At 65.2% G+C, this 11,858-nt stretch carries 11 protein-coding genes; 5 read left to right on the forward strand and 6 right to left on the reverse strand.

Features of this window, described 5'->3' with window-relative positions; translation table 11 throughout:
- The first annotated feature begins 63 nt into the window (after positions 1 to 63).
- The 3 genes from NLM15_RS23055 (at position 64) to NLM15_RS23065 (ending at position 2,942) form a co-directional block, all read left to right on the forward strand.
- A complete protein-coding gene (locus NLM15_RS23055) occupies positions 64 to 810 on the forward strand; it encodes a TetR/AcrR family transcriptional regulator (RefSeq protein WP_254124363.1) in 747 nt (248 codons plus the stop codon).
- 251 nt (positions 811 to 1,061) lie between these two features.
- The gene (locus tag NLM15_RS23060) at positions 1,062 to 1,664 is read left to right on the forward strand and encodes a PepSY domain-containing protein (protein WP_254119676.1); all 603 of its coding nucleotides are present in this window, start codon (positions 1,062 to 1,064) and stop codon (positions 1,662 to 1,664) included.
- A 240-nt stretch (positions 1,665 to 1,904) separates the two neighbouring features.
- Positions 1,905 to 2,942, forward strand: a complete 1,038-nt coding sequence (locus NLM15_RS23065) for an aspartate-semialdehyde dehydrogenase (protein WP_254119678.1) — start codon at positions 1,905 to 1,907, stop codon at positions 2,940 to 2,942.
- 99 nt (positions 2,943 to 3,041) lie between these two features.
- On the opposite strand, the gene queA is transcribed toward NLM15_RS23065, so the two are convergent.
- The 5 genes from queA to coaD all read right to left on the reverse strand — a co-directional run bounded on the left by queA (position 3,042) and on the right by coaD (position 6,263).
- Positions 3,042 to 4,115, reverse strand: a complete 1,074-nt coding sequence (gene queA, locus NLM15_RS23070; RefSeq protein WP_254119680.1) for a tRNA preQ1(34) S-adenosylmethionine ribosyltransferase-isomerase QueA — start codon at positions 4,113 to 4,115, stop codon at positions 3,042 to 3,044.
- 170 nt (positions 4,116 to 4,285) lie between these two features.
- Positions 4,286 to 4,750: a peptidylprolyl isomerase gene (locus NLM15_RS23075; RefSeq protein WP_254119682.1), complete on the reverse strand. Its 465-nt coding sequence runs from the start codon at positions 4,748 to 4,750 to the stop codon at positions 4,286 to 4,288.
- Positions 4,747 to 5,157: a hypothetical protein gene (locus NLM15_RS23080; protein ID WP_254119683.1), complete on the reverse strand. Its 411-nt coding sequence runs from the start codon at positions 5,155 to 5,157 to the stop codon at positions 4,747 to 4,749. Before NLM15_RS23080 ends, NLM15_RS23075 begins: the two co-directional genes overlap by 4 nt.
- A gap of 9 nt (positions 5,158 to 5,166) precedes the next feature.
- A complete protein-coding gene (locus NLM15_RS23085) occupies positions 5,167 to 5,730 on the reverse strand; it encodes a peptidylprolyl isomerase (RefSeq protein WP_254119685.1) in 564 nt (187 codons plus the stop codon).
- A 35-nt stretch (positions 5,731 to 5,765) separates the two neighbouring features.
- On the reverse strand, positions 5,766 to 6,263 hold the full coding sequence (gene coaD, locus NLM15_RS23090; protein WP_254119687.1) for a pantetheine-phosphate adenylyltransferase: 498 nt from the start codon (positions 6,261 to 6,263) through the stop codon (positions 5,766 to 5,768).
- Between the two features lie 270 nt (positions 6,264 to 6,533).
- Here coaD and NLM15_RS23095 point away from each other — a divergent pair, with 270 nt between their 5' ends.
- Together NLM15_RS23095 and NLM15_RS23100 are read left to right on the forward strand one after the other, a co-directional pair.
- Entirely contained in the window at positions 6,534 to 6,791 is a 258-nt protein-coding gene (locus NLM15_RS23095) for a hypothetical protein (RefSeq protein ID WP_254119688.1), read from the forward strand.
- A gap of 203 nt (positions 6,792 to 6,994) precedes the next feature.
- Complete coding sequence (locus NLM15_RS23100; RefSeq protein ID WP_254124365.1) at positions 6,995 to 8,848, forward strand: potassium transporter Kup; 1,854 nt, start codon at positions 6,995 to 6,997, stop codon at positions 8,846 to 8,848.
- A 196-nt stretch (positions 8,849 to 9,044) separates the two neighbouring features.
- On the opposite strand, the gene gyrA is transcribed toward NLM15_RS23100, so the two are convergent.
- A complete protein-coding gene (gene gyrA / locus NLM15_RS23105; protein ID WP_254119690.1) occupies positions 9,045 to 11,825 on the reverse strand; it encodes a DNA gyrase subunit A in 2,781 nt (926 codons plus the stop codon).
- Positions 11,826 to 11,858 lie beyond the last annotated feature (33 nt).

Here is an 11,858-nt window from a genome sequence, read left to right on the forward strand (position 1 = left end):
CCTCCGCTCCTGCGCGATATAGAGCGAATGTCGACCATCAGAGACGCGCAGGAATCATTGGGCATGGGATTGACTGCGACCAGGACCAGAACCGCCGCGCCACGGCGCGAGGTGCCGAGATCGCGCGGCGGCCGGCCGACCAAGACCGCCGCGATCGAGCGCGACCAGCGGCTGATCGAGGTCGCCACCCGCCTGTTCCTGGATCGCGGTTTTGACGCAACCTCCCTCGATGCGGTCGCGGAAGCGGCCCGCGTCAGCAAGCCCACCGTCTATTCCCGTTATGGCGACAAGCGCGGCCTGTTTGCCGCCGTGCTGAGGCGCGAAATCGAGCGCTGGCTCGCGCCGCTGTCGGCGGCCGCCGAGACGCAGCTCAGCAGCGCCTCGGACATTTCGGTCGAGCAGCGGCTGGTCGAGATCGGGCGCGAGATGCTGACCTTCACCTGCGGGCCCGACGCCGTCGCGTTCAGCCGCATGATGACGTCGCAGGCCATCAACTTCCCCGACGTCGCCAAGCTCGGCAAGGAGGAAGGCTGGCTCAAGGCCGTCGCCACCACGGCGCGCTTCTTTGACCATCTGGTGGCGCAGGGCGCGCTCGACGTCGACGACACCACGATCGCAGCGGAAGTCTTTCTCGACGTCGTCGTCGGTCACACCCACCGCATGGCGACATTCGGAATGGCGCTCGAGCTGAAGGCCGCGGAAAAGCGCATGCGCGCGGCGATCAAGCTGTTCCTGGCCGGTGCGCTGGGACCTGCAGACCGCATCCAGGGCGCCGCAAAAGGTCCGCAGCGCCGGCGCCCGTCCCGCTGACAATTCCGTGAGATCGCGATCTATCCCCCGCGGGGACACGCCCGCTCCATTGACCAAAACAAAACGATACGGTATGGTTTAATTATAGGGCGATACGGACCGCTTTTTCACCAGCCCCAAAGAGGTCCGTACTGCTTCGATCGCCGCAACGGGTACAGCCCGTTGCGGCGCTCCGCGGCCGGCCGATGCCCAAGGCCGGCCGCGAATTCTTTACGATCATCCGGCACACTCGCTGGCCGAGGGTTTCGAGCATGACGACAGCCAAACGATGGACCTCACGACTGCTTGCGATCGCCTTGCCCGCGCTGCTCCTCGCAGGGCCGGCGCAGGCGATCGTCACCACGGGCACGCCGACCGCGCTCCACGGCGACACAGATGGTGATGCCGAAGCGGACCGCCAAGCGGTCAGCCGCGAGATCGAGCGCTTCCGCAGCTCGTCGATCTCGATCAGCCAGGCCATGGCGATCGCGGAAGCCCGTCATGCCGGCGCCACGACGGCGGATGTGAGTTTCGACGGCGCCTCCGGCGTGCCGGTCTACCGGGTGAAGACCCTGCACAACGACCGCATCTGGCGCCACACCATCAATGCCGCGACCGGCGAGCTGGTCGGCGGGGAAGCCGCCCTCCCCCTCGCCGAGCTCGATCTCGACGACCGTAGCAACCTCGCAGCGCTCGGTGCCATCAAGCACCGCCTTGCGGATGCCGTGCACGTCGCCGAACGTGCGGCCTCAGGCAAGGCGATCAGCGGCGGACTTGTGCGCGAACGCGGCCGGCTGAATTTCGCGATTGTCGTCATCAGCGGCGATAACCTCAAGGAGGTCCTGCTGGAGCCGCCGGGCGCCCGGGCCAGGTAACGCCAAGGAACGCAGGTCCCGCCCGCGGCCACAATCCCGCCGAAAAGCCATTGACGGGCGCAAGACTCTCCCGCATAAGTCGCCGCCATGTTCACGACCACCAAACGCACGACCAAAACCACCACGGCCTTCGGGGCCCGGGGAGGCGTGCGCGTGTAGTCGTCGACTAAAACGCATCAGCTCTACCGAAGCCCCGCCCTCGATGGTCCGGGGCTTTTTTGTTGTCTGGATTTCAACGCAATGGAGGACAAAGTGAGTAACGATCCCGTCGTCGCGATTGTCGGCGTCACCGGTGCGGTGGGCGCCGAATTCATCGCCACCATGGACAAGCGCGGCTTTCGCGTCGGCAAGCTCAAGGCGCTGGCCAGCGCCCGCTCGGCCGGCAAGACGGTGTCGTTCCGAGGCAAGGACGTCGTCATCGAGGAGCTGACCGAGCGCGCCTTCGAGGGCGTCGACATCGCGCTGTTCTCGGCCGGTGGCAGCATCTCGAAGAAGTACGCGCCGATCGCGGTCAAGGCCGGCGCCGTCGTCGTCGACAACTCCTCCGCCTTCCGCATGGATCCTAACGTGCCGCTGGTGATCCCCGAGGTCAACGGCGGCCGCATCCGCGACCACAAGGGCATCATCGCCAACCCGAACTGCGCCGCGATCACCGCGCTGGTGCCGCTCTGGCCGATCCACCAGAAGAACCGCATCAAGCGCGTGATCATCTCGACCTACCAGGCCGCCTCCGGCGCCGGCGCCGCCGCGATGGAGGAGCTCGTCGAGTCCACCCGCGCCAATCTCAACGGGCAGGTCTATGCGCCGAAGGTGATGCCGCACCCCTACGCCTTCAACCTGTTCAACCACAACACGGCGATCGACCCTGAAACCGGCTACAACGACGAAGAGACCAAGGTCATCAAGGAGACCCGCAAGATCTTCGAGGACGAGAACATCGCGATCGGTGTCACCTGCGTCCGCGTGCCGGTGCTGCGCGCCCATTGCGAGGCCATCACCTTCGAATGCGAGAAGCCGATCAGCGAGGACCAGATCCGCGCCATCATGGCGCAGGCGCCCGGCGTGAAGGTCGTCGACGACCGCGCGAAGAACTACTTCCCGATGCCGATCGACGCCTCGGGCCAGGACGACGTCCTGGTCGGCCGCATCCGTAAGGATCTCAGCGATCCCAGCGGACATTCGATCTCGATGTTTGTGGCGGCCGATCAGCTGCTCAAGGGCGCGGCCCTCAACGCGGTGCAGATCGCGGAGCTGCTGCCGCAGCGCGTGATGGCGTAGCGGAAGATACGTAGGGTGGATTAGCCGAAGGCGTAATCCACCTCCTTGCTGTCGACGCGTATAGAGAAGTGGTGGGTTACGCCTGACGGCTAACCCACCCTACGGCTCTGCCCGAAACAGCAAGCACGCATCCCCGTACGAATAGAACCGGTAGCCGCTCGCGATCGCATGCGCATAGGCGGCTTTCATCGTCTCGAGCCCGGAGAAGGCCGACACCAGCATGAACAGCGTCGACTTCGGCAAGTGGAAGTTGGTCAGCAAGATATCGACGGCGCGGAAGCGATAGCCGGGGGTGATGAAGATCGAGGTCTCGGCCGCAAACGGCTGGATCGTCCCGTCCTCGCTGGCCGCGCTTTCAAGCAGCCGCAATGACGTCGTGCCGACGGCAATGATGCGGCCGCCATTCTTTCGCGCGGCGTTGAGCCGCGCCGCCGTCTCGGCCGAGATCGTGCCCCACTCGGCGTGCATCTTGTGGCCTTCGGTGTCGTCCACCTTCACCGGCAGGAACGTCCCTGCCCCGACATGCAGCGTGATGCGATTGATGCCGACTCCGCGCGCGTGCAGCGCCTGCTCCAGCGCGGGAGTGAAATGCAGACCCGCAGTGGGAGCGGCAACGGCACCTTCGTGCGCCGCGAACATGGTCTGGTAGTCGGCGAGGTCCTGGTCATCAGGCGTGCGCTTGGAGGCGATGTAGGGCGGCAGCGGCGGGCTGCCGAGATCGGCGATCGCCTGGTCGAGCGCAGGCCCGTGGAACGAGAACGACAACGTCACCTCGCCCTCCGCGCCCTTGGCCTCGACCTCGGCGTCGAGATGGCCGAGCAGGCAGACCTTGCCCTCGTTGCCGAAGCGGATGCGATCGCCGGCTGTGAGCTTCTTCGCCGGCTTCACCAGCGCCTGCCAGCGCGAACCGTCGAGGCGCTTGATCAGCGTCGCCTCGATCTTCGGCTCGGTCTCGCGGCCGATGCGGCGCCCCTTCAACTGCGCCGCGATCACCCTGGTGTCGTTGACGACGAGCTGGTCACCCGCCTTCAGCCATTGCGGCAGGTCGGAGATGATCTGGTCGCGCAACGCGCCCTTCTCCACGACCAGGAGGCGCGCGGAGTCGCGCGGGCTCGCCGGGCGCAACGCGATGCGCTCGGCGGGCAGATCGAAATCGAAGAGATCGGTGCGCATAATTGGGCCTGGCGCGACACAGCCAGACCCTCATGGTGAGGAGGCGCACTGGCGCCGTCTCCGGACGATGCTTCGCATCGCCGTGCGAACCATGAAGGCCGAGCTGCAGCAGTGGGGCCTGCATCCTTCGAGACGCGCGTTCCGCGCTCCTCAGGATGAGGGGCGAGCGCTTACTTCGCGTCCGCCGCCATCCGCGCCTTGACGATCTTGTCGGGGTTCTGCACCGGCTCGCCGCGCTTGATCTTGTCGACGTTCTCCATGCCCTCGGTGACCTTGCCCCACACCGTGTACTGGTTGTCGAGGAAGCGGGCGTCGTCGAAGCAGATGAAGAACTGGCTGTCGCCGGAATCGGGGCTGGCGGCGCGGGCCATCGAGGTGGTGCCGCGCACATGCGGTTCCTTGTTGAACTCGGCCTTCAGCTTCTTGCCGGAGCCGCCGGTGCCGGTGCCCTGCGGACAGCCGGTCTGCGCCATGAAGCCCTCGATCACGCGGTGGAACACGATGCCGTCGTAGAAGCCCTCGCGGACCAGTTCCTTGATGCGCGCGACATGGCCGGGCGCGAGATCGGGCCGCATCTCGATGGTAACGGGGCCCTGCGTGGTCTCGAGGATCAGGGTGTTTTCGGTGGCGCTCATGCTCGTCTCTCTTGCGTTGGGGGTGAAGTCCTACGGCTACGGAACTGGATCGCGAATGGACGTCCCGCGGCGGCGCCGGCCATTGCATCGGTAAATGGCATCGGCGTGCAGCGTTGCAACGCCTCCATCACCGCGATCCGGTATTGCAGCCGGTCATCGTCGGAGGCCTCCGCGGACTCATAGGAAATCCTCGGATGGCCCAAAATGTTTCCGGACCGGTTAAAGCTCACGACGACGGTGATGTCGATAGGGCGAGCCTTGGCCGGCGGTGGCGGCTTCCAGCAGGTCCGCAAGTGCCGGAAGATGTCCTGGATGGTGTTGACCTGCGCGTCTCCCGCGGCCGTGCCGGAGACGCCAGACAGCAGCAGCGCGGCAGCCAGCAGAAGCTTTTCGCCGCGACGCGCCATCATCTCATCCTATTTGATGTCGGAGGCGACCTGGACCTTCACCATCTTGTCGGGATCGGTAACGGCGCCGCCGGCCGAGCCGGGCGGTGCCTTCTTCAGCTTGTCGACGACGTCCATGCCCTGCACGACCTCGCCGATCACGGTGTACTGGTTATCGAGGCTGCCGCCGTCCGCGAACATGATGAAGAACTGCGAGTTGGCGCTGTCGACGCTGTCGCCGCGCCGCGCCATCCCGACGATGCCGCGTGCGAAGTGCACCTTGGAGAATTCCTGCTTCAGGTTCGGATATTTCGAGCCGCCGGTGCCGTTGAACTTTTCGCCGTCGCCGGTCTGCGCCATGAAGCCGTCCATGACGCGATGGAACGGCACGTTGTTGTAATAGCCCTCGCGCGCGAGCTGCTTGATGCGCTCGGCATGCTGGGGCGCAATGTCGGTCCGCAGCTTGATGACGATGCGGCCCTTGGTGGTGTCGATGACGATGGCGTTGGCCTTGTCGAGGCCCGCCGGCAATTGCTGCGCCACCGCCGGCACCGCGAACAGAAGCGCGGCAAGAACTGCGAAAATTCGGATCATGACAACTCCGGATCAGGATGAGAGGAAACGCGCCGCTATCCGGCGAATTTTGCCTTGAGCTGTGCCGCAACGAGCGGCGGTACGAAGGCCGAGACGTCGCCGCCCATGCCGGCGATCTGGCGCACCAATGTGCCGGTAATCGGGCGGACCGCCGGAGAGGCCGGCAGGAAGACGGTTTGCACGTCGGGCGCCATAGTGCCGTTCATGCCGGCGAGCTGCATCTCGTAGTCGAGGTCGGTGCCGTCGCGCAGACCCCGAATCATGATGGTTGCGCCGTGCTTGCGCGCCGCGGTGACCGCGAGATCGTCGTAGGTCACGGCCTCGAGCGTGCAGCCGGCCGCGGCCGCAACCGGCCCGCAGACGTCGTGGAGCATCTTGAGCCGCTCCTCCGTCGAGAACAAAGGTTTCTTGCCGGGATGGACCCCGATCGCGACAACGAGCCTGTCGCACAGCGGGGCACTGTTCCGGACCACGTCCAGATGGCCGTTGGTGATGGGATCGAAGGAACCTGGGTAGAAGGCAATGCGCGGCATGGCCCCGTCCTACCTCGCCCGGCCCGGCCCGGCAAGCCGGACAGGTTCCTTGCCGGTTTCCGCCCGTTTCCCTGCAAATCGTGCCGTCCGCCCTGTCGGGCCAGAGCCCTTTGTTTCGTCCTGGAGACGGCCACGAAACAAAACGGAGCGCGAACGAAACCATTTCGGACGTCCGCGAAGACGTCCGGAAACTGGCCATGGTTACTAAACCACCCAACGAATGACGGGCCGCACACAAGGCGCTAGCGGCCGCATCACAGGGGACCGTCAATGATCAAGACCATCTCGGCCATCGGCATTGCCGCGTTTGTCGCTGCTGCCCTCACCGTCCTTCCCGGCTTCGCTCCGACCGTCGAAGCGAGCGTTCCGCAGCCGCTCGCCAAGAGCGACCGCCTCGATATCCGCACCATCGGCAAGGACCGCTCGCAGCAGGCCTGGCCAAACTTCGAAGCGTCCTGCCTGCGCCAGGCCGGCACCAAGGCCAACATCCGCGAGGCTCGCCTCGTGACCGCCGACCGCACCCCGTAGTCGGGTCTGTCAGCTTCGCGTCAGAAAGCTCCCCCTATAATCCCCGAGATGAATCCCATGGCTATTTGCGACGTCCCGTCGCAGACTGCGTGATCATCGCGCCCGTCGGAATGGCCCGCCGGGCGCGATCCCATCGGGGGGTCACATTGTCCAGTACGCCCGCGGTCGCTTCCGGCCATCACCCTGACCCTCTGCCGATTGCCATGACCATGGGCGCCCTCGGGGTCGTCTATGGCGATATCGGCACCAGCCCCCTCTATGCCCTGAAGGAAGCCGCCAAGGCGGCTGCTCATGGCGGCACACTGAGCCACGACGCTGTCCTGGGCGTTGCCTCGCTGATCCTCTGGGCGCTGCTGCTGATCATTTCGCTGAAATATGCGCTGCTGATCCTGCGCGCGGACAACCGCGGCGAAGGCGGCATCGTCGCGCTGCTGGCGCTGCTGCATGCTCGCCACGCCCAGCCCGGCACATGGCGCGCGCATCTGCTGGTCGTCGGCCTTGTCGGCGCCGCGCTGCTGTACGGCGACGGCGCGATCACGCCGGCGATCTCGGTGCTCAGCGCCATCGAAGGTCTCAAGGTCGACGCGCCCTCGCTGGCGCCTGCGGTAGTGCCCGTGACCATCGCCATCCTGATCGGTCTGTTCATGATGCAGAAGCAGGGCACGGGCTTCATCGGCCGCATCTTCGGGCCGGTGATGCTGGCCTGGTTCTTCGTGCTCGCCGCACTCGGCATCCACGGCATTGCGAAGGCGCCGGCCGTGCTCGCGGCGCTGAGCCCGCTCTATGCCTTCAATTTCCTGATCCATCAGGACTTTCACATCTCCTTCGCGATCCTCGGCGCGGCCTTCCTGGCGGTAACAGGAGGCGAGGCCATGTATGCCGACATGGGGCATTTCGGCCGCCTGCCGATCCGGCTCGCCTGGTTTACGATCTGCCTGCCCGCCCTCGTGCTGAACTATTTCGGCCAGGCCGCGCTCCTGATCACCGATCCCACGATGATCGAGAATCCGTTCTTCCAGCTCTGCCCCGACGCCCTGCACTACCCGCTGGTCGCGTTCTCCGCGGTCGCGACCGTGATCGCCTCGCAGGCGATCATCTCCGGCGTGTTCTCGCTGACGCAACAATCGATCCAGCTGGGTTTCCTGCCACGCATGCAGATCCGCCACACCCAGAGCGACGCGATGGGCCAGATCTACGTGCCGCTGGTCAACTGGCTGCTCGCAGCGGCCACGCTCGGCGCGGTCCTGAGCTTCGGCAGCTCGGACGCGCTCGCGGGTGCCTACGGTATCGCGGTGTCGCTGCTGATGGCGATCACCACACTGCTCGCCGCCCTCGTCGCGATCCAGTGGGGCTATTCGCCGTGGATCGTGGTTGCCGTCAACGGCTTCTTCTTCGTGATCGACGTGATCTTCTTCTCGGCCAATTCGGTCAAGCTGTTCGAGGGGGGCTGGTTCCCGCTGCTGCTCGCGGCCCTCGTCGCGTTCATGATGCTGACCTGGCGCAGTGGCGTGAAGCTGGTCGAAGTCGCGCGCGGCAAGCTGCGCCAGCCCGAAGAGGACCTGATCGAGACTGCGGTGAACAAGTGCAGCGCCAGACTGCCCGGCACCGCCGTCTTCCTGGCGTCGGCGCCCAACGGCGTGCCGCTGGCACTGACGCAGTTCGTCAAGCACAACCACGTGCTGCACGAGCGCATCGTCCTCGTCACCGTGCAGATCGAGGAATCCCCGCATATCCCCGACGAAGAGCGCGCCGAGGTGATCGAGATCATCCACGGCATCACGCGCGTGATCCTGCATTACGGCTTCATGCAGAATCCGACGATCTATGACGGACTCAAACTAGCCTGCCGCCAGGGCAAGCTGCCCGGCATCGACCTCTCCGACATCACCTACTATGTCGGCCGCGAGACCATCATCCCGAGCGAGGACATCCCGGGCATGTGGGTCTGGCGCGAAGGCGTGTTCGCCTTCCTCCAGCGCAACGCCGAACGCTCAGCCGCGTTCTTCGGCGTGCCGACCAAGCAGGTCGTGGAGTTCGGGACGGAGCTGGAGATTTAGCGCGATGATCGCGCAACACGTTCGGTGTCGTCCCCGCGGACGCAGGGACCCATAACCACAGGAAGTGGTTTGACGACGCTTGAGATCACAAATCTCGCGCTACAACATCTTCCTGTGGCTATGGGGTCCCGGATCTGCGCTTCCCTTGTCCGGGACGACAGTGGAGAGTGGGACGCAGTCTCCGCGGAGTGACGTATCACTCCCCGTTTGAATCCCCATTCGCACCATTGCCGCTCTCGGCCTCTTCCGTGATGTGCTCGACCGAGACGACGTGCTCGTCCTCGGCGGTGTCGAACACGATCACCCCCTGGGTCGAGCGGCCGGCGATGCGGATGCCCTCGACCGGGCAGCGGATCAGCTGGCCCTTGTCGGTGACCAGCATGATCTGATCGGCATCTTCAACCGGGAAAGACGCGACCAGATTGCCGTTGCGGTTGTTGACGCTCATGGCGACGATGCCTTTGCCGCCGCGGCCGGTGGTGCGGTACTCGTAGGACGAGGTCCGCTTGCCATAGCCGTTGACGGAGACGGTCAGCACGATTTGCTCGGCTGCCGACATCTCGGCATAGCGCTCCTGGGTGAGCTGGAAGTTGCCGGAGGTCTCTTCCGCCTCGGTATCCACCGCAGGCTCCTCGGCCGCGGCCTCGCCGGCCACCGCGCGACGCATCTTCAGATACGCCGAGCGCTCGTCGGACGTGGTCTCGACATGGCGCAAGATCGACATCGAGATGACCTTGTCATCTTCAAGCGAAATGCCTCGAACGCCCATCGAGGTTCGACCGCCGAAGACCCGAACACCGTGCTCCTTGATCTCGCCATCCTTGTCAGGTCGAGGGTCACTGACCCGGAAGCGGATGCACTGGCCGGCGGCCGTGGTCAGCAGCACGTCGTCATGCTCGGTGCAGATCTGCACGTCGACGATCGCCTCGCCCTCGTCGAGCTTCATGGCGATGATGCCGGAGCGGCGGACATCGACGAAGTCGGACAGCTTGTTGCGCCGGACGTTGCCGCCCGTCGTGGCGAACATCACGTCGAGATTGCCCCAGGTGGACTCGTCCTCGGGCAGCGGCATGATCGTGGTGATGCGCTCGCCCTGCTCCAGCGGCAGGATGTTGATCATCGCCTTGCCACGCGCGTTCGGCGCGGCCATCGGCAGGCGCCAGACCTTCTCCTTGTAGACCTGGCCGCGGGACGAGAAGAACAGCACCGGGGTATGAGTCGATGCGACAAAGAGCCGGCTGACAAAATCCTCGTCGCGGGTCTGCATGCCGGCGCGGCCCTTGCCGCCGCGGCGCTGCGCCCGATAGGCCGACAGCGGCACGCGCTTGACGTAGCCGGCGTGAGAGACGGTGACCACCATGTCCTCGCGCTGGATCAGGTCCTCGTCCTCGACCTCGCCTTCCTGCTCGATGATGACGGTGCGGCGCGGCGTGGCGAACTCGGCCTTCACCTCGGCGAGCTCGGTCTTGATGATGCCCAGCACGCGGGCGCGCGAGCGCAGGATGTCGAGATAATCGGCGATCTCGCCGGCGAGCTTGTCGAGCTCGTCGCGGATTTCGTCGCGGCCAAGTGCAGTGAGGCGCTGAAGACGCAGATCGAGAATGGCCCTCGCCTGCTCCATCGACAGCCGGATCGTGCCGTCCTCGCTGATGCGGTGGCGGGGATCGTCGATCAGCGTCAGCATGTCCTCGACATCCCGGGCCGGCCAGTCGCGCGACATCAGGGTGTCGCGGGCCGTGGTCGGGTCGGGCGAGGTCCGGATGACACGGATCATCTCGTCGATATTGGCGACCGCGATCGCCAGGCCGACCAAAATATGCGCGCGATCGCGCGCCTTGGCGAGCAGGTACTTGGTGCGCCGCGTGACGACGCGCTCACGGAAGTCGACGAAGATCGCCAGCAGATCCTTCAGATGCATGATCCGCGGACGGCCGCTGTCGAGCGCAACCATGTTGACGCCGAAGCTCGTCTGCAGCGGCGTGAACCGGTACAGCTGGTTCAGCACCACATCAGGCACGGCGTCGCGCTTCAATTCGATGACGACGCGGTAGCCTTCGCGGTCGGATTCATCGCGCAGGTCGCCGATACCCTCGATCTTCTTTTCCTTGACCAGCTCGGCGATGCGCTCGACCATCGTCGCCTTGTTCACCTGGTAGGGAATCTCGGTGATGATGATCGCCTCGCGCTCCTTGCGGATGGTCTCGATCGCGACCTTGCCGCGCATGACGATCGAGCCGCGGCCGAGGTGATAGGCGGCGCGGATGCCCTGCCGTCCGAGGATGACGCCGCCGGTCGGGAAATCCGGTCCCGGCACGATGTTGATGAGCTCGTCGATGGTGAGCGCAGGGTTGTCGATCAACGCGACGCAGGCGTCGATGACCTCGCCGAGATTGTGCGGCGGGATGTTGGTCGCCATGCCGACCGCGATGCCGCCCGCGCCGTTGACGAGGAGGTTCGGGAACTTGGCCGGCAGGACCGACGGCTCGGTTTCGTTGTTGTCGTAGTTCGGCTGGAAGTCGACGGTGTCCTTATCGATGTCGGCCAGCAGCGCCAACGCCGACTTCGTCAGTCGCGCTTCGGTGTATCGATAGGCCGCCGGGGGATCGCCGTCGACCGAGCCGAAATTGCCCTGGCCGTCGATGAGCGGCACGCGCATCGAGAAGTCCTGCGCCATGCGGACCATGGCGTCGTAGATCGACTGGTCGCCGTGCGGGTGATACTTACCGATGACGTCGCCGACCACGCGCGCCGACTTGACGTACTTCTTGTCAGGCGTGTGCCCCTGCTCGTTCATCGAGTAGAGGATGCGGCGATGAACCGGCTTCAACCCGTCGCGCGCATCGGGCAGCGCACGCGCCACGATCACGCTCATCGCGTAATCGAGGTAGGACTTCTTCATCTCCTCGTAGATGGAAACGGGACGAATGTCCGAGGGTTGCGCCGGCTGGTCGCCGGGCTTGTTGTCGTCGTCAGCCAAGGGGAAATCCGGTGAGGTTTTATCTGGGAATCA

It is taken from the genome of Bradyrhizobium sp. CCGB20, from assembly GCF_024199855.1.
Lineage (GTDB): Bacteria > Pseudomonadota > Alphaproteobacteria > Rhizobiales > Xanthobacteraceae > Bradyrhizobium.